Source organism: Curtobacterium oceanosedimentum (assembly GCF_020297365.1).
Taxonomy (GTDB): Bacteria; Actinomycetota; Actinomycetes; order Actinomycetales; family Microbacteriaceae; genus Curtobacterium.
Window position 1 is genome coordinate 1 of the sequence record NZ_JAIXIG010000013.1, and the last position, 23293, is coordinate 23293.

The window sequence follows — 23293 nt, forward strand, 5'->3', positions numbered from 1 at the left end:
CGGGCTCGGTGGGCTCGGGGGCCGGGGTCTCGGCCTCCTGCTCCGTGCTCGGGGCTGCCTCGGGCTCCTCGGCGTCTGCTGCGGCGGCGTTCGCGTCACCGGACTCGGACGACTCCGAGCCGGAGTCGGACGAACCGGAGTCCGACGAACCCGAGCCGTCGCCGATCTTCACGAGCGGGGTGCCGACCTCGACGGTCTCGTCCTCCGGCACGAGGATCTCCTCGACGACGCCGGAGATCGGAGACGGGATCTCGGTGTCGACCTTGTCGGTCGAGACCTCGAGCAGCGGCTCGTCGACCTCGACCCGGTCACCGACGTTCTTCAGCCATCGGGTCACCGTGCCCTCGGTGACGCTCTCGCCGAGCGCCGGGAGGTTGACGGATTCGCTCATCGGGTGGACTCCTCTTCGCGGGGGATTGCAGTGGTGGTTGGTGTCATTGTCACAGTGCGCGGACCGGTGCCGGTCACAGCGCGTGCAGCGGCTTGCCCGCGAGGTGCAGGAACGCCTCGCCGAGGGCTTCGTTCTGGGTCGGGTGGCCGTGCACCAGGGGCGCGACGTCCTCCGGGTAGGCCTCCCAGTTCACGGCGAGCTGTGCTTCGCCGATGAGCTCGCCGACGCGGGCACCGATCATGCTGACGCCGACGACGGGGCCGTCCACGACGCGCACGACCTTGACCGAACCGGAGGTCCCGATGATGTGGCTCTTGCCGTTGCCGGCCAGGTTGTACTCGTAGGAGTCGACCTTGTCGGCGCCGTACTGCTCCTCGGCCTTGGCCTGCGAGAGACCGACCGACGCGACCTCGGGGTCGGAGTAGGTGATCTTCGGGATGTTCTTGTCCTCGATGACGACCGGGTTGAGCCCGGCGATCTCCTCGGCGACGAAGATGCCCTGCTGGAAGCCGCGGTGTGCGAGCTGCAGGCCGGGGACGATGTCGCCCACGGCGTAGACGTTCGGCAGGTTGGTGGCGAGGCGCTCGTTCGTGGTGACGAACCCGCGGTCCATCGCGACGCCGACCTCGTCGTAGCCGACGTTCTGCGTGACGGGGCCACGGCCGACCGCGACGAGCAGGACGTCGCCCTCGAAGGTCTTGCCGTCCTCCAGGGTGACGACGACGCCGTTCTCGTGCTGCTCGACGCCCTGGAACCGGACCCCGAGCGAGAACTCGATGCCACGCTTGCGGAACGCGCGCTCGAGCTGCTTCGACATGGACTCGTCCTCGGCGGGGACCAGGTGCGGCAGGCCCTCGACGATGGTGACCTCGGCGCCGAACGACTTCCAGACGCTCGCGAACTCGACGCCGATGACGCCGCCGCCGAGGATGACGACCTTGTTCGGGACGTAGTCCATGCGGAGCGCGGTCTCGGACGTGATCACGCGGCCGCCGATCTCGAGCCCGGGCAGGGACTTCGAGTACGAACCGGTGGCGAGCACGATGTTCTTGCCGGTGACGGTCTGGTCGCCGACCTGCACGGTGTTCTGCGAGGTCAGGCGGCCCCAGCCGTTCACGACGGTGATGCCGCGGGCCTTGATCAGGCCCTGCAGGCCCTTGTACTTCGAGTTGATGACGCCCTGCTGGTAGTCGATCACCTTCGGCACGTCGACGCCGGCGAACTCGGCGATGACGCCGTACTTCTCGGCGTCCCGCGTGCCGTCGGCGATCTCCGCCGCGTGCAGGAGCGCCTTCGTGGGGATGCACCCGCGGTGCAGGCACGTCCCTCCGAGCTTGTCGCCCTCGATGAGCGCGACGCTCATGCCGAGCTCGGCGGCCCGGAGCGCTGCGGCGTATCCACCGCTCCCGCCACCGAGGACCACGACGTCGTAAGTCTGTTCCGTCACCTGGTGCAACTCCCTCGTGCGTGTCGGGCCGATCGGGCCCACTGGACACCGCGGGGAGCGGCGTCCGACGGTCGGACCGCATGGTTCCGGTCCCGTCCCGTGCAGTACCGGTGGGCGGCGCGTCGGTGCGCCGGTCCCACCGGTACCAAACCTACTACTCGGACTGGAGGTCTTCTGCGAGGGCCACGAGGGTCCGGACCATCACGCCCGTCGCGCCCTTGCCCAGCCAGCCGTAGCCGCCGCCCTTGTTCTCCGACGGACCCGCGATGTCGAGGTGCGCCCAGGGGACACCGTCGCCCACGAAGCGCTCCAGGAACTTGCCCGCCAGGAGCATGCCGCCGGCCGGGTTGCCCACCGTGGCGTTGACGATGTCGGCGACCTCGCTGGCCAGCCGGGCGTCGAGTTCCTCGGGGAGCGGCATCGGCCAGATCGGCTCGGCCACACGCTCGGCCACCGCGCGCAGCGTGGCGACGAGGTCGTCGCTGCCCATCAGGCCCGTCGTGCGGTCACCGAGTGCGACGACCTGGGCGCCCGTGAGCGTCGCCACGTCGACCAGCGCGTCGGGCTGCTCGAGGGACGCCGCGGCCATGCCGTCACCGAGGACCAGGCGGCCCTCGGCGTCGGTGTTCGTGACCTCGACCGTGGTGCCGTTCTTCAGCGTGAGGACGTCACCCGGGCGGGTCGCGGTGCCGGACGGCATGTTCTCGGCCAGGGCGAGCCAGGCGGTGACGCGCACGTCCAGCCCCAGGCGCGCGGCGGCGACCGTCGCGGCGAGCACGGTGGCGGCGCCGGTCATGTCGGTCTTCATGCCGAGCATCGAGGCGGCGGGCTTGAGCGAGAGGCCGCCCGAGTCGAAGGTGATCCCCTTGCCGACCAGGGCGAGGTGCTTGGTGGCCGACTCCGGCGCGTACCGCACGACGACCATGCGGGGCGGGCGGGCCGAGCCGCGACCGACGCCGAGGATGCCGCCGAAGCCCTGCTCCTCGAGTGCGTGCTCGTCGAGCACCTCGACGGTGAGCGGCAGGTCCGAGGCGAAGCCGGTCGCGACGTCGGCGACGTCCTGCGGTCCGAGGTCGCCGGCCGCGGTGTTCACCAGGTCGCGCACGAGCGACGCGGCGTCCGCCACGATCGCGGGGCGCACGGCGGCGTCGGCGGCGACGTCGGCCGGGGCGACGACCTCGATGCGCTGGTCACCGCGGGCGGGTGCCTTCGTGCCGGCGCCCTTGTGGCGGGTGAAGGCGTAGGCGCCGAGTGCGGCACCCTCGAGTGCGGCGTCGACGAGCTCGGCGGAGTCCGTCGGCAGCGCGAGCGTGATCGAGTCGACCTGGGGGAGCTGGCGGACGGCGCTGCCGGCGGCGGCACGGATCGCCGCCGCACCCGTCGCGGACCCGAGGCCGATCAGCGCGACCGACCGCGCACCGACGCCGGTGGCGGGCAGGCGGACGAGCTGGTCCTTCGCCCCGGTCACGCCGATGGCGGCCAGGTCGAGGCCCGCGAGGGCGTCGACGGCTCCAAGCGCGCTCGGCGCGAGCGAGGCGCCGGAACCGGTCGCGTCGCCCGACCCGGTCGGTGCCGGATGCACCCCGACGACGAGCACGTCGGCGGTGGTGGTCTCGGGGGCGGAAGTGGTGGTGGAGAGCGTCGGTCGGACCATGCCCCAACCCTACCGACGGGCTGTTCGCTGTCGGCGTCGTCACCACGCACCGGGGACGTCAGGGGGCCCGCCTAGCATGGGGACGGTGAACCACCCCGAGGAGCTCTACACGTTCGACGCTGACGCCCCGACCGTGCCCGCCGGGCTGCACCTGGTCGCCGGGCTCACCGGCTTCGCCGACGCCGGATCGGCCGTCGCGCAGGTCACGACCGCGGTCCTCGAGGACCTGGAGACCGAGCTCGTGGCCGAGTTCGACCCCGACGCGCTGCTCGACTGGCGGGCCCGTCGCCCGGTGATCACCTTCGAGCACGACCACATCGCCGCCGTCGAACCGCCCCGACTGGCCCTGCACCTGGTGCGCGACGAGATCGGTCAGCCGTTCCTGTTCCTGTCGGGCTACGAGCCGGACTTCCAGTGGAACCGCTTCGTCGACGCCGTCACCGGACTCGCCGCCGAGCTGCAGGTCGCCGACACCACGTGGGTGCAGTCGATCCCGATGCCGGTCCCGCACACCCGGCCGATCAGCCTCACGGTCTCCGGCACGCGTGCCGATCTGGTCGAGCAGATGAGCGTCTGGAAGCCCGAGACCCAGGCACCGGCGAACGTCCTGCACCTGGTCGAGCACCGGCTCGCCGGCTCCGGTGCGCAGGTCACCGGGCTCGTGCTGCTCGTCCCGCACTACCTGTCCGACACCGAGTTCCCCGACGCCGCGGTCGCCGCGCTGTCGGGCATCGCCGCCGCCACCGGGCTCATCTTCCCGACGGACGCCCTGCGCGAGTCGGGCCGCGAGTTCCGCAACCGCGTGGACGAGCAGGTGCTCGGCAACGCCGAGCTGCAGCGCCTGGTCTCCGTGCTCGAGGAACGGCACGACACCTACATGGAGGGGAACCCGGTCGCGTCGCCCCTGACGGGCGTCGACGGCGAGGTCCCCACCGCCGACGCGATCGCCGCCGAACTCGAGCGCTTCCTGGCCGACCGCCGGACCCAGGGCGACACGACCGACTGACGGTCGGGGTCCCAGCGTCCCCACGGGGCGGTCTGGAGGCGCGGTGCGGGCCCGCGCCGTGCCTCCAGACCGCCCTGCGGTCGCCTGCACGACGCGACGCGCGTGGGCGACGGCCGTCGCGTATCGACGTCGGCGGCGTCGGTAGCCTGGTGCGGTGAACTCCCGTCGTGCCTTCCTGATCTGGGGCGTCGCGGTGCTCGCCTACGTCCTCGCCGTCGTGCAGCGGTCCTCGCTGGGGGTTTCGGGTGTCGACGCGCAGGACCGGTTCGCCGTGTCCGCCGCCGTGCTGTCCACCCTGGCCGTCGTGCAGATCGCCGTCTACGCGGGACTCCAGATCCCGGTGGGCATCGCCCTCGACCGGGTCGGCCCGCGCCGCCTGGTCCTGCTCGGCGCCGCGCTGCTCGTCGTCGGGCAGGCGGTCGTCGCGGTCTCGCCGTCGATCGCACCGGCCATCGTGGGGCGGGTGCTCGTCGGCGCCGGCGACGCGATGACCTTCATCTCCGTGATCCGCCTGGTGCCGATGTGGTTCAGCGGGCGCATCCTGCCGCAGATCTCGCAGTGGACGGGCAACCTCGGACAGATCGGGCAGGTCCTGTCGGCGTTCCCGTTCGCCGTGCTGCTCCACTCGGTCGGCTGGACGCCGGCGTTCGGCGTCGCCGCGGCAGCGAGCGCGGTCGGACTCGTGCTCGCCGCGGTGTTCGTGCGGAACGGTCCCGTGCCCGTCCGGACCGACACGATCCCGCTGCCGCACTCCTGGGGCGCGGCCTTCGGCACGTTCGGGCACGCGCTGCGCCGTCCCGGCACGCAGCTCGGGTTCTGGTCGCACTACGTGACGCAGTCGTCCGGCACGGTGTTCTCGCTGCTCTGGGGCGTGCCGATGCTCCGCGGGCTCGGGTACACGCCGGGTGAGGCGGCGGGGTTCCTCACCGTCATCGTGGTCGTCGGGTTCGTCGCCGGTCCGGTGCTCGGGGTGCTGTGCGCCCGCTTCCCGATGCGCCGCTCGAACCTGGTGCTCGGCGTGGTCGTGCTGCTCGCGGTCATCTGGACGGCGATCCTGCTGTGGCCAGGGCACCCCCCGACGTGGCTGCTCGTCCTGCTCGTCGTCGCGATGGGCATCGGCGGTCCGGGTTCGCTCATCGGGTTCGACTTCGCCCGCACCTTCAACCCCGTCGGCTCGCTCGGGTCGGCGAACGGCGTCGTCAACGTCGGCGGCTTCCTGGCGGCCTTCGTGATGATGTACCTGATCGGCGTCCTGCTCGACCTGACCGCGCGCGCCACCGGCCAGACGGTGTTCGCCTGGGACAACTTCCGGATCGCCCTCACCGTGCAGTACGTCGTGGTCGGGTTCGGGGTCGGGATGCTGCTGCACGCACGGCGCCGGACCCGCCGCGTGCTGCACGCCGAGGAAGGAATACGTGTGGGCCCGCTCTGGGTTGCACTCGTTGCACGCCTGCGGAAGCGGCACGTGCAATAATGAACCCGGACCCGTTCGGGACCCCTGTCTGTCGGAACACTTCGGTGCGCCGGTGAACTCGGGGGACTTGACATGGGTCCTCGTGCTGCCCGGAACGGTGGACTCGTACGACGCGGGGGACTGCGCCGCGGGACCTGGGCGGCGAGGGAGGCCACGACCCCACGAACGTGGCACGACGAGAGAGGTGATCGCATGGCTGCCCGGAGCACGACGATCGATCCCACGAAGGACACCGAACCCGAGGGCGCGGTGGCGCAGGACGCCGCCGACGCCGAGGGGACCGCCGCGCCGAAGAAGCGCGCCACCAAGGCGCCCGCCGCGAAGGCCCCTGCCAAGAAGGCCCCCGCCAAGAAGGCTGCCCCGAAGGCGAAGAAGACCGACGCCGTCGACGAGGCCATCGCCGCCGACGAGCCCGTCGAGGAGCCGGTCGACGAGACCGAGGAGTCCGACGACAAGACGGCGAAGCCGGACGCCGCGGCCGCAGTCGCCGCCGGCGCGCTCGTCATCTCGCAGACCGACGACGACGAGGCGCCGGTCTACTCGACCACCATCACGGGTGCGACCGCCGACCCCGTGAAGGACTACCTCAAGCAGATCGGCAAGGTCGCGCTGCTCAACGCCGAGCAGGAGGTCGAGCTCGCGATGCGCATCGAGGCCGGCCTGTTCGCGGAGGACAAGCTGCAGCACGCGACGGGGCTGTCGAAGCCCGCCGAGCGTGAACTGCGCTGGGTCGCCCGCGACGGTCAGCGTGCGAAGTCGCACCTGCTCGGCGCGAACCTCCGACTGGTCGTCTCGCTCGCGAAGCGCTACACCGGTCGCGGCATGCAGTTCCTGGACCTCATCCAGGAGGGCAACCTCGGTCTGATCCGTGCGGTCGAGAAGTTCGACTACACCAAGGGCTTCAAGTTCTCGACCTACGCGACGTGGTGGATCCGCCAGGCGATCACCCGCGCCATGGCCGACCAGGCCCGCACGATCCGCATCCCCGTGCACATGGTCGAGGTCATCAACAAGCTCGCCCGCGTGCAGCGCCAGATGCTGCAGGACCTCGGCCGCGAGCCCACTCCGGAAGAGCTCGCCCGCGAGCTCGACATGACCCCGGAGAAGGTCGTCGAGGTGCAGAAGTACGGCCGCGAGCCGATCTCGCTGCACACGCCCCTGGGCGAGGACGGCGACTCGGAGTTCGGTGACCTCATCGAGGACACCGAGGCGGTCGTGCCGGCCGACGCGGTGGGCTTCACGATGCTGCAGAAGCAGCTCGAGAGCCTGCTCGACTCCCTGTCCGAGCGCGAGGCGGGCGTCATCCGCATGCGCTTCGGCCTGGGCGACGGCCAGCCGAAGACCCTCGACCAGATCGGTGACACGTTCGGCGTGACGCGTGAGCGCATCCGCCAGATCGAGTCGAAGACGATGGCGAAGCTCCGCCACCCGTCGCGGTCGCAGTCGCTGCGCGACTACCTCGAGTAAGCCGGCATGCGCTTCTTCATCCCGATCCTGATCGGGCGGATCCTCCGTGCCCTCGCCCGTGCGCGGGGCGGCGGGTCCGCCTACCCGGGCTTCATCGTCCTCAAGCTCGTGCCGGACTTCCTGCAGCACGTGACGAAGCAGTTCCCGAACGGCGTCGTCTTCGTGCTCGGGTCGAACGGCAAGTCGACGACGACGCACATGATCTCGGACATCGTCCGGGCGCACGGGCTCCGCGTCTTCACGAACCCGTCCGGGGCGAACCTGCCGCAGGGCATCGCTTCGGCGCTGCTCTCCGAGGTCTCGCTGACCGGCAAGCTCAAGGCGGACATCGGCATCCTCGAGGTCGACGAGGCCTTCGCGGTCGAGCTCGCCGGCATCCTGTCGCCGTCCACGGTGACCATGCTCAACGTGCAGGTCGACCAGCTCTACCGGTTCTTCGAGACCGAGCGGGTCGCGACGATGATGCTCGACACCGCCGCACTGTCGACGGCGAACGTCATCACGAACCGCGACGACCAGTTCCTCGACGCCTACGCGGGCGTCGCCGGTCAGCGGGTGCTGCGCTTCGGTGCGAGCGCCGAGGTCGTGGCCGCGGCCCCGAACGGGCTGCAGAACGCCGACGACTTCGACCGGCGTGACGCCGTGCCGAACACCGCCGACGCCGAGGTCGTCGTCAACACCGGCGACGGCGCCACACTGCGCTTCGCGGGCACCGACATCCCCGTGCGCCTGCCGGCCCGCGGCCTGCACTACGCGGTCGACGCGGCAGCGGCCACGGCGACGGCGAGTGCCGCGCTGGGCGAGCAGTTCCGCGCCGACGCCGTGACGAAGGCCTTCGGCACCATGAAGCCGGCCTACGGCCGCGGCGAGCGGCTGCCGATCGCCGGCGAGTCCGCCGAGTTCACGATGTTCAAGAACGCCGCGAGCCTGCAGCTCAACCTCGACGCCCTGCCCGACCAGCCCGAGCAGGTCCTCATGGCGATCGACGAGGGCACGCCGGACATCTCGTGGATCTACGACATCGACTTCTCGAAGCTCGACCACGTCGACGTCGTCTCCGGCGACAAGGCCTGGCAGATCGCGATCGCGCTGGAGCACGCCGGCGTCCGCATCGGCCGCGTGGAGCCCGACGTCGAGGCGGCGATCCGCCACATGGAGCAGCTGGGTTCGACGACCCGTGGGACGAAGAACTTCATCGTCAACTACGAGATCATGATGATCGCCCGGAAGGCCCTCGGCCACCCGGACATGGAGAAGACCGCATGACGGCCGACCGGCTGACCATCCTGCACGTCTACCCGCGCCAGATGGGTGTGTCGGGCGACCGGGGCAACGTCGCGGCGCTCGTGCGGCGTGCCGAGGCCGCCGACATCGCGACCGAGGTCGTCGAGTACGCCCCCGGTGACGTGCTGCCCACCGAGGCCGACGTCGTCGTGATCGGCAACGGTCCGCTCAGCGCCATGCGCTCGCTCGGCGCCGACGTCACGCGCGTCGGTGCGGCGATCCGCGAGTTCGCCACCGCCGGGGTGCCCGTCGTCGCCGTCGGGGGCGGGTTCGACCTGGCCACCAACGCGGTCGTCCCGACCGAGGGCACGCCGATCGACGGGTTCGGCGTGTTCGACGCCCGGGCCGTCCGCGGCGCGGAGCGCCGGGTGAACTACTTCGTGCTCGAGACCCGGTACCCGCTGCTCCCCGGAGCGCCGAAGCGCCTCGCGGGCTTCGAGGACCACGCCACCCGCATCGAACTGGCGCCGGGCGTCAGCCCCTTCGCCGACGTCATGTCCGGTGGTGGCAACCAGGCCGAGACACCGGTCGAGGGTGCGATCGTCGGGAGCGCCTTCGGCACGCACACGCAGGGCCCGATCCTGCCGCTCAACCCGCAGTTGACCGACGCCGTGCTCGCCGCGGCGACCGCGCGGCTCGGACGTTCGTACGAGCCCGACCCGGAGCGGACCGCGACGATCGACCGGTACGCGCGCGAGGCGCGGGCGACGGTCGACCGCTACGTCGACAAGGCGTTCAAGCGCATCGCCTGACGGTGGTCGGTCCCGACCACACGACAGACGGGAGGCCCGGTGCCAGCTGGCACCGGGCCTCCCGTCTGTCTGCGGTCGCGTCGGCGAACGCTACTTCGACTCGTAGAGTCGGCTGCTCTCGTCGTGCCACTCGATGGCGGTCGCCGCGAGCTTGTCCTTGAACTCGGCGCCGTGGTGGGCGCAGAAGTACAGTTCGCCGCTGGCCATGGTGGCGCGGATGTAAGCCTGTGCCCCGCAGCTGTCGCAGCGGTCGGCAGCCGTGAGCTGGTGGCTGCTGACTTCGTCGATGGAGAGGTCCTGCACGGTCTGGGTCATTGCTGTGCTCCTCACGGATTGCAGGTGGTGCGGGTTGGTTGGACCATTTCAACACGTGATGCCTGGGAGTGGCGCATTGTGGTGCCCCGTTTCGCTCAGCGCGGATCGGCTGTCCCCAGTGCGAGTGTCCCCGCGCTGGGTGTCGGTGCTGCTCGGTAAACTCGCCCGGTGAGCTCCGACTACTCCGCACGCCATCTCTCCGTCCTCGAGGGGCTCGAGGCGGTCCGGAAGCGTCCCGGCATGTACATCGGGTCGACCGACTCCCGCGGGCTCATGCACTGCCTGTGGGAGATCATCGACAACTCGGTCGACGAAGCCCTCGCCGGACACGGTGACGAGATCGGTGTCGTGCTGCACCCGGACGGCTCGGTCGAGGTCCGCGACACCGCGCGCGGCATCCCGGTGGACGTCGAGCCGAAGACCGGTCTGACCGGGGTCGAGGTCGTGTTCACGAAGCTGCACGCCGGGGGCAAGTTCGGGTCCGGTTCGTACGCGGCGTCGGGTGGTCTGCACGGCGTCGGCGCCTCGGTGGTGAACGCGCTGTCCGAGCGCCTCGACGTCGAGGTCGACCGCGGCGGCAAGACCTACGCCATGTCGTTCCACCGCGGCGAGCCCGGCACGTTCGACGACTCGGCGGGTGTCGGGCCGGACGCGCCCTTCTCGCCCTTCACCTCGGGCAGCGAGCTGCGCGTGGTCGGCAAGGTCAAGAAGGGCGTCACGGGCTCACGGATCCGGTACTGGGCCGACCGGCAGATCTTCACGTCCGACGCGCGGTTCAGCACCGACGACCTGGTGACGCGCGCCCGGCAGACGGCGTTCCTCGTGCCGGGGCTCGGCATCACCATCACGGACGCGCGCCCGGCGTCGATCGAGGCAGCGGCCACCCGCGCCGAAGCGACCGGCACGCAGGTCGCGGCGGGTCCGGTGGTCGAGCGCTTCCGGTACGAGGGCGGCATCGGCGAGTTCGTCGAGCACCTCGCCGTGGACGCCCCGCTCACCGACGTCTGGCGCATCCAGGGCACCGGGACCTTCACCGAGACCGTGCCGATGCTCGACGACAAGGGCCACATGGTCTCCACGTCGGTCGAGCGCTCCTGCGAGGTCGACCTCGCCCTCCGGTGGGGCAGCGGGTACGAGACCGTGTTCCGCAGCTTCGTCAACATCATCGCGACGCCGAAGGGCGGCACGCACCAGGCCGGCTTCGAGTCCGGTGTGGTGAAGGCCGTCCGCGCCCAGGTCGAGGCGAACGCCCGCAAGCTCAAGGTCGGCCAGGACAAGCTCGACAAGGACGACGTGCTGGCCGGGATGACCGCCGTGCTCACCGTCCGGCTGCCCGAACCGCAGTTCGAGGGGCAGACGAAGGAGATCCTCGGCACCCCAGCGGTCCGCAAGATCGTCGACCAGGTCGTGTCGAAGCGCATGACCGAGATCCTCACCTCGACGCAGCGGACCGAGAAGGCGCAGTCGGCCGCCCTGCTCGAGAAGGTCGTGTCCGAGATGAAGACCCGCATCTCGGCTCGGGCGCACAAGGAGACGCAGCGACGGAAGAACGCGCTCGAGAACTCCTCGCTGCCGACGAAGCTCGCGGACTGCCGCTCCCAGGAGACCGAGGGCACCGAGCTGTTCATCGTCGAGGGGGACTCGGCCCTGGGCACGGCGAAGCTCGCCCGCAACAGCGAGTACCAGGCGCTGCTGCCGATCCGTGGCAAGATCCTCAACGTGCAGAAGGCGTCCGTGTCGGACATGCTCTCGAACGTCGAGTGCGCGTCGATCATCCAGGTCATCGGCGCCGGCTCCGGCCGCACGTTCGACATCGACCAGGCCCGCTACGGCAAGATCATCATCATGTCCGACGCCGACGTCGACGGCGCCCACATCCGCACGCTGCTGCTCACGCTGTTCTTCCGGTACATGCGCCCGATGATCGAACAGGGCCGGGTCTTCGCCGCGGTGCCGCCGTTGCACCGGGTGGTCGTCGTGAACCGTGGCAAGCCGAACGACACGCTGTACACGTACTCCGAGCAGGAGCTGCAGACCGTGCTGAAGAAGCTCGAGCGGACGGGCAAGAAGTACCAGGAGCCGATCCAGCGCTACAAGGGCCTGGGCGAGATGGACGCCGACCAGCTGGCGGAGACCACGATGGACCGCGCGCACCGCACCCTGCGCCGGGTGAACGTGACCGATGCCGAGAGCGCCGCGAAGGTGTTCGAGCTGCTCATGGGCAACGACGTGGCCCCGCGCAAGGAGTTCATCCTGGCCGGCGAGGGTCTGGACCGCGACCGCATCGACGCCTAGCGCGCGCAAACTCACGCGCTGAGCGACAGCCCACGCGGCCGCGAGCCCGTGAGGTGTCGCTCAGCGCGAAACCGCGCCGCGACCGCCGCGACGCCGCAGCCGCGGCCACGGCCGGCGCCGCCGCCGCCTACGCCTCGCCGGCGGTGCCGTCGAGCGTCGCGGCGCTGCCGCCGATCGAACCGATGACGGCCTCGAGCGGCGCTCCCGACCCGTCGCGCTTCGACAACCAGTCGGGCAGGGTCCGAGCGGCCCCGTCGGTGCCGACGGCGTGCGGCGGCGCGATGCCGGCCCACGCCACGGTCAGGCCGTCCTCGCCCTTCAGGAAGGCGTGGGCCCGGACACCCTGGGTGGCACGGCCCTTCGCGGGGAACTCCGACAGCGCGGAGACCTTCGCCCGGCCGGCATCGGTGCCCGGCAGCGCGGTCGAGGTGGTGGACACCGTGGCGACCACGGCGTCGTCGGAGCGGGCGACGGAACCGAACCAGATGATCGACGCTCCGGACGCCACGGCGACCCCGGCGACGCCACCGGCGGGCAGCCCCTGCGCGCGGACGGCGGACGCGGGGAACCGCAGCAGCTGCGCGTTCGAGGTGATGAACACCAGGTCGTCGGACTCCGGCGCCTGGGCAGCGCCGACGACGTGGTCGCCGGGCTTCAGCCCGATGGCCACGAACTCCGGCTTGTCGGGCCACGCACCCGGCACGACGCGCTTCACGACACCCTGCGCGGTGCCGATCGCCAGCGAGTCGTCGGACGCGCCGGACAGGTCGACCAGGGCCACGACCGTCTCGCCCTTGGTGAGCGCGAGGAAGTCGGTGACCCGGACGCCGGCGTCGAGTCGGACCGCTGCGGGCGGCACGGCGGGGACGTCGACGGGGGAGAGCCGCAGCACCCGGCCGGTCGACGTGAGCGCGCCGATCTGCCCGCGCACGGTGCTCACGACGGCGGAGCGGACGGCATCGTGCTTCGAGCGCTTCGGCACCCGCACGATGCCGAGCTCCGAGGTCGGGATGTCGACGCGGATGAGCCGCCCGGTGGTCGAGAGCAGCACGCGGCAGGGGGAGTCGGCGATCTGCAGGGACTCCGGGTCGACGGCGGCCTTGCGACCGCCCTTCACCGGGGCGTCGGCCTCGGTGAGCAGCGTGCGGCGCGGGGTCGCGAACCGGTCCGACACCTCGGTGAGCTCGAGCGCGACCTGCGCGCGGAGCCGCTCGTCGGACGCCAGCAGCTCTTCGAGGGCGGCGATGTCGGCGAGCAGCTGGTCGCGCTCGGCCTCGAGCTCCATGCGCGAGAACTTCGTCAGGCGGCGCAGGCGCAGCTCGAGGATGTACTCGGCCTGCACCTCGGACAGGTCGAAGACGTCGCGCAGGCGGTTGCGCGCCGCTTCGGAGTCGTCCGAGGTGCGGATGACCTGGATGACCTCGTCGATGTCGAGGATCGCGATGAGCAGCCCCTCGACCAGGTGCAGCCGCTCCTTGCGGCGTGCCAGCCGGTACTGCGACCGGCGGGTGACCACGTCGAGCCGGTGCTGCACGTAGACGTCGAGCAGTTCGCGCAGCCCGAGCGTCCGCGGCGACCCGCCCACGAGCGCGACGTTGTTGATGCCGAAGCCGTCCTCGAGCGGGGTGTGCTTGTAGAGCTGCTCGAGCACGGCCGTGGGGTTGAAGCCGCTCTTGATGCCGATGACGAGCCGCAGCCCGTGGTTGCGGTCGGTCAGGTCGTTGACGTCGGAGATGCCGACGAGCTTCTTGCTCTGGACACCGTCCTTGATCTTCTCGATCACGCGCTCGGGACCGACCAGGTACGGCAGCTCGGTGACGACGAGGCCGACCTTGCGCGGCGTGAGGTTCTCGACGCTGACCTTCGCGCGGGTGCGGAACGAGCCGCGGCCGGTGGCGTAGGCGTCGCGGACGCCCGAGAGCCCGACGATGGTGCCGCCGGACGGCAGGTCCGGACCCGGCACGAACTCCATGAGCTCTTCGAGGCTGGCCTGCGGGTGCAGGAGCAGGTGCTTCGCCGCCTCGACGACCTCGCCCAGGTTGTGCGGCGCCATGTTCGTCGCCATGCCGACCGCGATGCCCGAGGCGCCGTTGACGAGCAGGTTCGGGAACGCCGCCGGCAGCACGCCGGGCTGCATGATCTGGTTGTCGTAGTTCGGGACGAAGTCGACGACGTCCTCGTTCAGGCCCTCGGTCATCGTCATCGACGGTTCGGCGAGCCGGGCCTCGGTGTACCGGGCGGCCGCGGGGCCGTCGTCGAGCGACCCGAAGTTGCCGTGGCCGTCGACGAGCGGCACACGCATCGTGAACGGCTGGGCCATGCGCACCAGGGCGTCGTAGATCGCGCCGTCGCCGTGCGGGTGCAGCTTGCCCATCACCTCGCCGGTGACGCGGGCGCTCTTCACGTGCCCGCGATCCGGCCGGAGCCCCATCTCCGCCATCTGGTACAGGATGCGACGCTGGACCGGCTTCAGGCCGTCGCGGGCGTCGGGCAGCGCCCGCGAGTATATGACGGAGTACGCGTACTCGAGGAAGGAGCCCTGCATCTCCTCGGAGACGTCGACGTCCTCGATGCGCTCACCGTCGGGCAGGCCGACTGCGTCCGTGCGTGCCATGGCACCTTTCTGGGAGAATCGGTGGAATGGGAACCAGCGTACCGACGGCCCCCGACGCCGCCGCGAACCTCGCCGACGTCTTCCCGAGTTGCCTCGTGGCACTCGGCGCCGCGGACGGCGCGTGGGTCCGGGACAACGGCCTGGAGGCCCGGATCGCCCTCCGCCCCGCCCGTTCCGCGATCGTCGTGCTGGTCGACGGCCTCGGCTCGGTCGCGCTGTCGGCGCGCGCGGGGCACGCCCGCTGGCTCGTCGCCGCGAGGGGCACCGGCACGGCGAAGAAGCTGCGGAGCGGGTTCCCGACGACGACCGCGGCAGCGCTGAGCACCCTGACGACCGGACGTCCGCCCGGCACGCACGGCGTCGTCGGCTACAGCGGCTGGAACCCGGGCACCGGGGCCGTCATGAACCTCCTCGCTGGCTGGGACACCGAGGTCCCGTCGGACTGGTTCCTGGCCGAGACGCTGTTCACCCGCGCGGCGGAGCTCGGTCTCGACCCCGTCGTCGTGGGGCCCGACCGCTACCGCACGTCCGGCATGACCGCGAACGTGCTCGGGGGTGCACGGTACGTGTCCGCCGACTCGATCCCCGACCGCATCGACGCCGCGCTGACCGCGACGGCCACCGGTCGCGCGCTCGTGTACCTGTACGTCCCGGAGCTCGACTCCATCGGGCACAAGCACGGCTGGCAGTCCGACCGGTGGACGGCGGCGCTCGAGCTGCTCGACGGCGAGCTCGCACGGCTCGACGCCCGATCGGCCTCGGACGTCGGGCTGCTCGTGACGGCTGACCACGGCGTGCTCGACGTGCCCGAGCACGCGAACATCGCCATCGACCCGATCCTGCTGACCGACGTCGTCGGCGTCGCGGGCGATCCACGGTGCCGGCAGCTGACCGTCGCGCCCGGCACCGACGTGCGCGGCCTCGTCGGTGCCTTCCGTGCCCGCTACGGCAAGAAGGCGTACGTCGCGAGCCGCGACGAGGCGATCGAGGCCGGCTGGTTCGGGCACGTCGACCCCGCGGTGGTCCCGCGCATCGGCGACGTCGTCGTGGTGGCGCGGGGTTCGTGGGCGTTCAACGACGACCGCGACGTGCGCGAGGGTGACGTGCCGCGGCGCATGGTCGGCCAGCACGGAGCCCTGTCGGACGAGGAGACCATGGTGCCGCTCCGACTCGCGGGCGCGTTCGCGCAGTAGGTCCGACGCCGGACCTCCGTGCGGCCGTGGAGTGGGTGCCGGCTCAGGCGGGGTCGTCGTCCGGGCGGGTGCCGAAGACGATCTCGTCCCAGCTCGGCATCGACCGGCGGCTGCGCTTCTTGCGCTCCGACCGGCTCTCCGGCTCCGGCGCGGACGCCGGGCGGGTGTCGGCCGACTGCGGCGCGGTGTCGCCGTCGGTCTCGTGCTCGAAGCCCTGCAGCGGCACGTCGACGACGCTGATCGAGGTCCCGCGGGCGGGTTCGTCGCGCTGTTCGCCGAAGGACGCGGCCTCGCGCTCCCCGCGGCGACGACGGAGCGCCTCGAGCAGGTCGGCGGTCTCGTTGCCCGGCGCACGCTCCTCGACCGCGGCCTGGCCGATGCGGGGCAGCGGGGCGCGGAGGGGTGCGCGGTCGGCGGGCTCGGCCTCGGCAGCCGGCTGCTCCGGCTCGTCGACGCGGAAGGCACCGGAGTCGAAGCGCGTGCCGTCGTCGTCCTGCTGCTCGTACTCGACCGCACGCAGGCGCGGCGCGATGCCCTCGTCGTCGGTGTGCGACAGCCGGTGGGCGTCCCCGTTGTCCGGGACGAGCGTCGACGTCTTCGGGTCGAAGCGCCACTGGGCGTCGTGCTCGACCTCGGCGGCGGTGTAGCGGACGCGCACCTGCCAGCCGCTCTCCGGGTGCTTCCAGGAGCCCCAGGTGATCGCGGTGGCCTCACCGGCCTCGAGCTTCGCGGTGATCGCGGGGCCGAAGGTGTCGGGCGACTCCTCGTCGACCGGCGTGACCGGGACGCGGTGCGAGGCGTCGAGGATGAACGCGCGCTCCGCCAGGACCGGGCCCTCGAAGCGGCGGACGTACTCGACGTCGACGTCCAGGGCGGACGCGACGTCCGCGGCGTCGGCTCCGCCGCGGATGCGCGCCTGCACGTCCTTGGGGGAGACACGCTTCTGCGGTCCGGCGTCCGGGTTCGCCTGGCGCACCTGTCCGGCCAGCGACGACGTGACGGGCAACCGGAACTCGGTGCCGCCGTCGGTCGCCAGGAGGAGTGCGCCGGCCTCGACTCCGATGACTCTCACGTCTTGCATGGTTCCGCCTTCCCAGCGACGCGTGCGGTCGTGCGTCGTACCCCGGAAGTATGCAGCGGTCGTGCACGGAACCCGGGGAGGCGCACGGCGTGCCGCGGACTCGTCACGGGCCGGTCCGGCACCGGCGTCGACTCCGCCGGTGACGGGCAACGGGTGTCGGGAATGTCCGGACGCTCCGCCGGGTTGCAGCGCCATGACGACCCGCCGCAGCGCTCGGTTTGCACTCCGGCGGGACGTGGTGCAAACTGTCGCCGCCGATCACCCGGCGACGACCTCTCGATACGAGAAATGGATGGGCATGGCCACCGATTACGACGCCCCCCGGAAGACCGACGACAACTCCGACTCGGAGTCGATCGAGGCCCTCAAGGAGCGCGTTCCCGACAAGATGTCGGGGGTCGTCGACGATGATTCCGACAACCCCGGCAGCTTCGAACTCGCCGGGCAGGACCTCAGCGACGTCGACCTCGACGTCGTCGTGCTGCCCCCGCAGGTCGACGAGTTCACCTGCGTCGAGTGCTTCCTGGTGAAGCACCGCTCCCAGCTCGACCACGAGTCGAAGCTCGGCCCCGTCTGCATGGAGTGCGCGGCACTCTGACCCACGGACCACGAACGGCCCGTCACCCCTCGCGGGTGGCGGGCCGTTCGCCGTTGCACACGACGTGCGCACGTGTCGGACGGGAGGCCCGTGGCGGCGCCGCCCCGGGCCTCCCGTCCGGTGGTTCCCGCGTCAGGAACGCAACGCCGCGACGACCGCTTCCGGGTGCCGCGTGCTGACCAGCCAGTAGGGGGTCGGGTCGGCCTCGTCGCGGACCTCGACCTTCACGACCCCGCGCACGTACCCGCGGAACAGGGTCCACGCCCGCGCGTCGAGCGCCGGGCCGCGCTGCTCGGTGGCAGCGGCGCCGTCGAACGCCTCGGCCGTGCCGACCAGTGCGCGGGGGAGCCGTGCCCGGCCCGCGCGGAACTCGGAGTCGGTGACCTCGATCGTCGGGGCGAGCACCCAGAGCAGCACGAGCACGCCGATCTCCATGCCGGCGGCCACGAGGACGCCGGCCAGGACGCTGATCGGCAGGAAGACGAGCAGGGAGGCGGGGATCACGAGGGCCGTCGCCAGGTACAGGGCCGGCGGCGCCCAGAGTCGTTCGCGGTACGGGGTCACGGGGTCCATTCGATCACGGACGAACGAGGTCACGGAACGGTCACGGTCTGCACTACCCTCGACACGTGACCGAACCAGTCGACGTCCTCTGGACCGGGGAGCACGCTCCCGGCCACGCCCACCCCGGCGACGCCGGAGCCGACCTCGTCTCCACCGAGGCCTTCGTGCTGCAGCCGGGCGAGCGACGCCTGGCGGGCACCGGACTGCGGATCGCGCTGCCCGAGGGGTACGCCGCGTTCGTGGTCCCCCGCAGCGGCCTGGCGGCGAAGCACGGCATCACCATCGTGAACGCGCCGGGGACGATCGACGCCGGGTACCGCGGCGAGGTCAAGGTCGCACTGCTCAACACCGACCGGACCGAGCCCTACGAGGTGCACGTCGGCGACCGCATCGCCCAGATGATCGTGATGCCGGTGCCGCGCGTGACGTACACCCGTGTCGAGGACCTGCCCGAGAGCGTCCGCGGACAGGGTGGATTCGGTTCGTCGGGCTACGGTGACCGGAGCGGCGCCGTGACCGGCGCCGCCGACGACGTTCAGGAAGGAACGCGCGCATGAAGTTCGGCCGACGCAAGCGTGACGAGGTCGAGGTGGCGGACGCCGTCGCCGACGAGGTCGAGGTGGCGGAGACGTCGCCCGAGGTCGACATCGCGACGGACGCCGACGCCGACCTCGACGAGGTGGACGCGGTCGCCCCGACGGGCAAGTCCGCCCCCGAGGACCGCGCCGAGAACGGCCCGCACGACGAGACCGAGGCGAACCTGGTGCGCCCCTACGTCGACCTGGGGGGCGTGAAGGTGCTCCCGCGCGAGGGGCTGCACCTGCGGCTCGAGGTCGAGGAGGGCTCGCAGCGCGTCGTCGCGGTCGGGCTCGACTACGACGACTCCACCCTGCAGGTCCAGCCCTTCGCCGCACCGCGGTCGACGGGACTGTGGCACGAGATCCGCGCGCAGATCGCCGAGCAGATCGAGCGCCAGGGCGGCGTCGTGACCGAGGTCGACGGCCCGTTCGGCCCCGAGCTGCGGGCCTCGGTGCCCGTCGCCGTCGACGGTGACGGGGGAGCGGCCGGCTCGCGCCCCGCTCGGTTCGTGGGTGTCGACGGTCCGCGCTGGTTCCTGCGCGGCGTGATCGCCGGCAAGGCCGCCGAGCAGCCCGACGACGCGGCCGACATCGAGGAGCTCTTCCGCAGCGTGGTCGTCGTGCGCGGCACGACGCCGATGCCGCCGCGCGACCTCATCCCGCTGCACATGCCGAAGTCGACGCAGTCGGCCGTCTGACGACCACCCCACGCCCGACCTGACCCCGCCTGGAGGCACGGTGCCGGACCACGACGACACCACACGACCCGCAGACGGGCCGGCCCCGACGTTCAGCGCGCAGTTCCGTGACGCGGTCCGCAACGCGGGCATCGCCCGGGTCGCCCCCGGCGAGGCGCCGTCCGGCCGGGCGCTGCTCGGCGCCGTCGGTGGCGTGCGCGGGCTCGCCGAGTCGGTGCTGCCCGGCTTCGCGTTCCTGATCGTCTACGCGATCACCAAGGAGCTCGTGCCGAGCGTCGTCATCCCGGTGGCCGTCGGCCTGGTGTTCGTGGTGCTGCGGCTGCTGCAGCGGCAGTCGATCACGATGTCGTTCGCCGGCATCCTCGGCGTGGCCGTCTCGGCAGGGCTCGCGCTCATCACGGGCCGGGCGGAGAGCAACTTCATCCCCGGGATCGTGATCAACTCGGTGTGGCTCGTCGGGCTGCTCGTCACGCTGGCGATCCGGTGGCCGCTCATCGGACTCGTCGTCGGGTTCCTGCTGCCGGCCGACGAGGACGGCTCCCACGTGCACTGGCGTGCCGACCCGGTGCAGCGCCGCGTGCTCACCGTCGCGACCTGGATCTGGGTCGGGCTGTTCGCCCTGCGGCTCGCGGTCGAGGTGCCGCTGTACCTGACGGCGCAGGTCGAACTGCTCGCCGCGGTCAAGCTCGTGCTCGGGGTCCCGCTGTACGCCGCCGTGCTCTGGGTCACCTGGCTGCTGGTCCGTTCCGTGTTCGTGCGACGGGACGACGCCCCCGCGGTGTAGCGTTGTCTCGACATCGAGACAGTTTTCCCGAGGGCGCGCTCGCGCTCCCGGGATTAGGTTTGCCTTGCTGGTGGGACGGTCCACGGCCCGCGAGGATGAGGGCAAACCGATCAGTAGGGAGGCGGCACGGTGGCTGCAGTCAATAGCTTCGGCTCGAAGGACACACTGTCGGTTGGGGGTGTCGACTACGCGATCCACCGGATCGACACGGTTCCCGGTCACGAGAAGTTGCCGTACAGCCTGAAGGTGCTGCTCGAGAACCTCCTCCGCACCGAGGACGGCAAGAACGTGACCGAGGCGCAGATCCGTGCCCTCGGCTCCTGGCAGCCCCAGGCCGACCCGGACACCGAGATCCAGTTCTCGCCGGCCCGCGTGGTCATGCAGGACTTCACCGGTGTGCCGTGCATCGTCGACCTCGCCACCATGCGCGAGGCGATGGCCGAGATCGGTGGCGACCCGAACAAGATCAACCCGCTGTCGCCGGCCGAGATGGTCATCGACCACTCCGTCATCGCCGACCTGTTCGGCAGCACCGACGCCCTGCAGCGCAACACCGACCTGGAGTACGAGCGGAACGGGGAGCGCTACCAGTTCCTGCGCTGGGGCCAGACCGCGTTCGAGGACTTCAAGGTCGTCCCGCCGGGCACCGGCATCGTGCACCAGGTGAACATCGAGTACCTGGCGAAGGTCACCTACACGCGCGACTCCGACGGCGAGACCTACGCGTACCCGGACACCCTGGTCGGCACCGACTCGCACACCACCATGGTGAACGGCCTCGGCGTGCTCGGCTGGGGCGTCGGCGGCATCGAGGCCGAGGCCGCGATGCTCGGCCAGCCCGTCTCGATGCTCATCCCCAAGGTCGTCGGCTTCAAGCTCTCGGGCGAGATCCCCGCGGGCGTCACGGCGACCGACGTGGTGCTCACCATCACGCAGGAGCTCCGCAAGCACGGCGTCGTCGGCAAGTTCGTCGAGTTCTACGGCGAGGGCGTCAGCGCCGTCCCGCTCGCGAACCGCGCGACCATCGGCAACATGTCGCCCGAGTTCGGCTCCACCGCCGCGATCTTCCCGGTGGACGACGTCACGCTCGACTACCTGCGGCTGACCGGTCGCGACGAGGCACAGATCGCCCTGGTCGAGGCCTACTCGAAGGCCCAGGGCCTGTGGCACGACGCCTCCGTCGAGCCGAACTACTCCGAGTACATGGAGCTCGACCTGTCGACGGTCGTGCCGTCGATCTCCGGCCCGAAGCGCCCGCAGGACCGCATCGAGCTGTCGAAGGCCAAGGACCAGTTCGAGGTCGACCTCGCCAACTACGCGAGCATCGACCACAGCGAGGCGGACAAGGCCGTCGCCGACACGTTCCCGGCGTCGGACCCGGTGGCCGCTGCCCCCGGTGACGAGCACGCGGTCGACGACCAGCAGGACGCCCCCGCCTCCGAGGTCCCCGTGCACGCGTCCAGCGCGCCCGGCACGGTCTCGAAGCCGACCTCGGTCGCCGTGGCGGACGGTGCCCCGTTCACCATCGACCACGGTGCCGTCGCGATCGCCGCGATCACGTCCTGCACGAACACGTCGAACCCCTCGGTGATGATGGCCGCCGGCATCCTCGCGCGGAACGCCGCCGAGAAGGGCCTCACCGCGAAGCCCTGGGTCAAGACCACCCTGGCCCCCGGGTCGAAGGTCGTCACCGACTACTACGAGAAGGCCGGTCTCACCACCTACCTCGAGCAGCTCGGCTTCTACACGGTCGGCTACGGCTGCACCACCTGCATCGGCAACTCGGGCCCGCTGCCCGAGGAGATCTCGCAGGCCGTGCAGGACAACGACCTCGCCGTCACCGCGGTGCTCTCCGGCAACCGCAATTTCGAGGGGCGCATCAACCCCGACGTCAAGATGAACTACCTGGCGTCGCCGCCGCTGGTCATCGCGTACGCCCTGGCCGGGTCGATGCACTTCGACTTCGACAAGGACGCCCTCGGTCAGGACCACGACGGCAACGACGTCTACCTGACCGACATCTGGCCCGACGCGGCCGAGGTGCAGCAGGTCATCGACGAGTCGATCGACACCGAGATGTTCACCCACGAGTACGGTTCCGTGTTCGAGGGCGACGACCGCTGGAAGAACCTGCCGACCCCGACGGGCGACACGTTCGAGTGGGACCAGGAGTCGACCTACGTGCGGAAGCCCCCGTACTTCGAGGGCATGACGATGCAGCCCGACGCGGTGTCGGACATCTCCGGCGCCCGGGTGCTCGCCAAGCTCGGCGACTCGGTCACGACCGACCACATCTCGCCGGCCGGCTCGATCAAGGCGGACAGCCCGGCGGGCAAGTACCTCGCCGAGCACGGCGTCGACCGCAAGGACTTCAACTCCTACGGCTCGCGTCGTGGCAACCACGAGGTCATGATCCGCGGCACGTTCGCGAACATCCGCCTGCGCAACCAGCTGCTGGACGGCGTGGAGGGCGGCTACACCCGCGACTTCACGACGCCCGACGGTGCGCAGTCGTTCATCTACGACGCCTCGCAGCACTACCAGGAGCAGGGCATCCCGCTCGTCATCTTCGGTGGCAAGGAGTACGGCTCCGGGTCGTCCCGTGACTGGGCGGCCAAGGGCACGAACCTGCTCGGTGTCCGCGCCGTCATCACCGAGAGCTTCGAGCGCATCCACCGCTCGAACCTCATCGGCATGGGCGTCGTCCCGCTGCAGTTCCCGGCGGGCGAGACCGTCGAGTCCCTCGGGCTCGACGGCACCGAGGTCGTCTCGATCTCCGGCCTGACCGAGCTGAACGAGGGTCGCACCCCGAAGACCGTGCACGTCACCGCGACGCCGAGCGAGCACTCGCCCGCCGGCAAGCAGACGGTCGAGTTCGACGCGGTCGTCCGCATCGACACCCCCGGTGAGGCCGACTACTACCGCAACGGCGGCATCCTGCAGTACGTGCTCCGTTCGCTCGTCTGAACGACATGAGCACGGGTCGCTGACGCGACCGCACGACGGACTGGAGGCCCGTGGCGAACCCGCCACGGGCCTCCAGTCCGTCTGCCGCTCGCGCGCATAGAGTGGGCCGACAGCCCCACGAAAGGAGCGCC

The 23293-nt window shown here is 71.1% G+C and carries 19 protein-coding genes; 12 read left to right on the forward strand and 7 right to left on the reverse strand.

Annotation, left to right across the window (positions count from 1 at the left end; all coding sequences use genetic code 11):
* The 3 genes from LEL83_RS07590 to LEL83_RS07600 form a co-directional block, all read right to left on the reverse strand.
* Window positions 1–391, reverse strand: a 391-nt coding sequence (locus LEL83_RS07590) for a biotin/lipoyl-containing protein (RefSeq protein ID WP_308009891.1), incomplete at its 3' end; no start/stop codon positions are given.
* 73 nt (window positions 392–464) lie between these two features.
* Window positions 465–1838 carry a dihydrolipoyl dehydrogenase gene (gene lpdA / locus LEL83_RS07595; protein ID WP_225558350.1) on the reverse strand — a complete coding sequence of 458 codons (1374 nt, stop codon included), beginning with the start codon at window positions 1836–1838 and terminating at the stop codon, window positions 465–467.
* A gap of 154 nt (window positions 1839–1992) precedes the next feature.
* The gene (locus tag LEL83_RS07600; protein ID WP_225558351.1) at window positions 1993–3492 is read right to left on the reverse strand and encodes a leucyl aminopeptidase; all 1500 of its coding nucleotides are present in this window, start codon (window positions 3490–3492) and stop codon (window positions 1993–1995) included.
* Between the two features lie 76 nt (window positions 3493–3568).
* Here LEL83_RS07600 and LEL83_RS07605 point away from each other — a divergent pair, with 76 nt between their 5' ends.
* From LEL83_RS07605 to LEL83_RS07625, 5 genes are all read left to right on the forward strand, one after another.
* Window positions 3569–4498, forward strand: a complete 930-nt coding sequence (locus LEL83_RS07605; protein ID WP_198658443.1) for a proteasome assembly chaperone family protein — start codon at window positions 3569–3571, stop codon at window positions 4496–4498.
* A 154-nt stretch (window positions 4499–4652) separates the two neighbouring features.
* Window positions 4653–5972 (forward strand): MFS transporter, encoded by a 1320-nt coding sequence (locus LEL83_RS07610; protein ID WP_198658444.1) that lies wholly within the window; start codon window positions 4653–4655, stop codon window positions 5970–5972.
* Window positions 5973–6164: 192 nt separating this feature from the next.
* A complete protein-coding gene (locus LEL83_RS07615) occupies window positions 6165–7439 on the forward strand; it encodes an RNA polymerase sigma factor (RefSeq protein WP_198658445.1) in 1275 nt (424 codons plus the stop codon).
* A 6-nt stretch (window positions 7440–7445) separates the two neighbouring features.
* The gene (locus LEL83_RS07620; RefSeq protein WP_198658446.1) at window positions 7446–8705 is read left to right on the forward strand and encodes a MurT ligase domain-containing protein; all 1260 of its coding nucleotides are present in this window, start codon (window positions 7446–7448) and stop codon (window positions 8703–8705) included.
* Window positions 8702–9475, forward strand: coding sequence for a type 1 glutamine amidotransferase (locus tag LEL83_RS07625; RefSeq protein ID WP_225558352.1), 774 nt, complete (start codon window positions 8702–8704; stop codon window positions 9473–9475). Before LEL83_RS07620 ends, LEL83_RS07625 begins: the two co-directional genes overlap by 4 nt.
* Window positions 9476–9565: 90 nt before the next feature.
* On the opposite strand, the gene LEL83_RS07630 is transcribed toward LEL83_RS07625, so the two are convergent.
* Window positions 9566–9790 (reverse strand): DUF7455 domain-containing protein, encoded by a 225-nt coding sequence (locus tag LEL83_RS07630; RefSeq protein WP_070418799.1) that lies wholly within the window; start codon window positions 9788–9790, stop codon window positions 9566–9568.
* A 168-nt stretch (window positions 9791–9958) separates the two neighbouring features.
* Here LEL83_RS07630 and LEL83_RS07635 point away from each other — a divergent pair, with 168 nt between their 5' ends.
* A complete protein-coding gene (locus tag LEL83_RS07635) occupies window positions 9959–12085 on the forward strand; it encodes a DNA gyrase/topoisomerase IV subunit B (protein ID WP_225558353.1) in 2127 nt (708 codons plus the stop codon).
* A gap of 127 nt (window positions 12086–12212) precedes the next feature.
* On the opposite strand, the gene LEL83_RS07640 is transcribed toward LEL83_RS07635, so the two are convergent.
* Window positions 12213–14699 (reverse strand): DNA gyrase/topoisomerase IV subunit A, encoded by a 2487-nt coding sequence (locus LEL83_RS07640; protein ID WP_225558354.1) that lies wholly within the window; start codon window positions 14697–14699, stop codon window positions 12213–12215.
* A 26-nt stretch (window positions 14700–14725) separates the two neighbouring features.
* Here LEL83_RS07640 and LEL83_RS07645 point away from each other — a divergent pair, with 26 nt between their 5' ends.
* A complete protein-coding gene (locus tag LEL83_RS07645) occupies window positions 14726–15892 on the forward strand; it encodes an alkaline phosphatase family protein (RefSeq protein ID WP_225558355.1) in 1167 nt (388 codons plus the stop codon).
* A 43-nt stretch (window positions 15893–15935) separates the two neighbouring features.
* On the opposite strand, the gene sepH is transcribed toward LEL83_RS07645, so the two are convergent.
* Complete coding sequence (gene sepH / locus LEL83_RS07650; protein WP_198658451.1) at window positions 15936–16964, reverse strand: septation protein SepH; 1029 nt, start codon at window positions 16962–16964, stop codon at window positions 15936–15938.
* Window positions 16965–17271: 307 nt separating this feature from the next.
* Here sepH and LEL83_RS07655 point away from each other — a divergent pair, with 307 nt between their 5' ends.
* Complete coding sequence (locus tag LEL83_RS07655; RefSeq protein ID WP_198658452.1) at window positions 17272–17571, forward strand: DUF4193 domain-containing protein; 300 nt, start codon at window positions 17272–17274, stop codon at window positions 17569–17571.
* 132 nt (window positions 17572–17703) lie between these two features.
* On the opposite strand, the gene LEL83_RS07660 is transcribed toward LEL83_RS07655, so the two are convergent.
* On the reverse strand, window positions 17704–18144 hold the full coding sequence (locus LEL83_RS07660) for a DUF3093 domain-containing protein (RefSeq protein WP_225558357.1): 441 nt from the start codon (window positions 18142–18144) through the stop codon (window positions 17704–17706).
* 56 nt (window positions 18145–18200) lie between these two features.
* On the opposite strand from LEL83_RS07660, the gene dut reads away from it, so the two are divergent.
* From dut to LEL83_RS07680, 4 genes are all read left to right on the forward strand, one after another.
* Window positions 18201–18692, forward strand: coding sequence for a dUTP diphosphatase (gene dut / locus LEL83_RS07665; protein WP_198658454.1), 492 nt, complete (start codon window positions 18201–18203; stop codon window positions 18690–18692).
* A complete protein-coding gene (locus LEL83_RS07670) occupies window positions 18689–19411 on the forward strand; it encodes a DUF3710 domain-containing protein (protein ID WP_225558358.1) in 723 nt (240 codons plus the stop codon). Before dut ends, LEL83_RS07670 begins: the two co-directional genes overlap by 4 nt.
* A gap of 40 nt (window positions 19412–19451) precedes the next feature.
* On the forward strand, window positions 19452–20195 hold the full coding sequence (locus LEL83_RS07675) for a DUF3159 domain-containing protein (protein ID WP_225558359.1): 744 nt from the start codon (window positions 19452–19454) through the stop codon (window positions 20193–20195).
* A gap of 129 nt (window positions 20196–20324) precedes the next feature.
* Window positions 20325–23162, forward strand: coding sequence for an aconitate hydratase (locus LEL83_RS07680; RefSeq protein WP_225558360.1), 2838 nt, complete (start codon window positions 20325–20327; stop codon window positions 23160–23162).
* The last annotated feature ends 131 nt before the right edge of the window (window positions 23163–23293 follow it).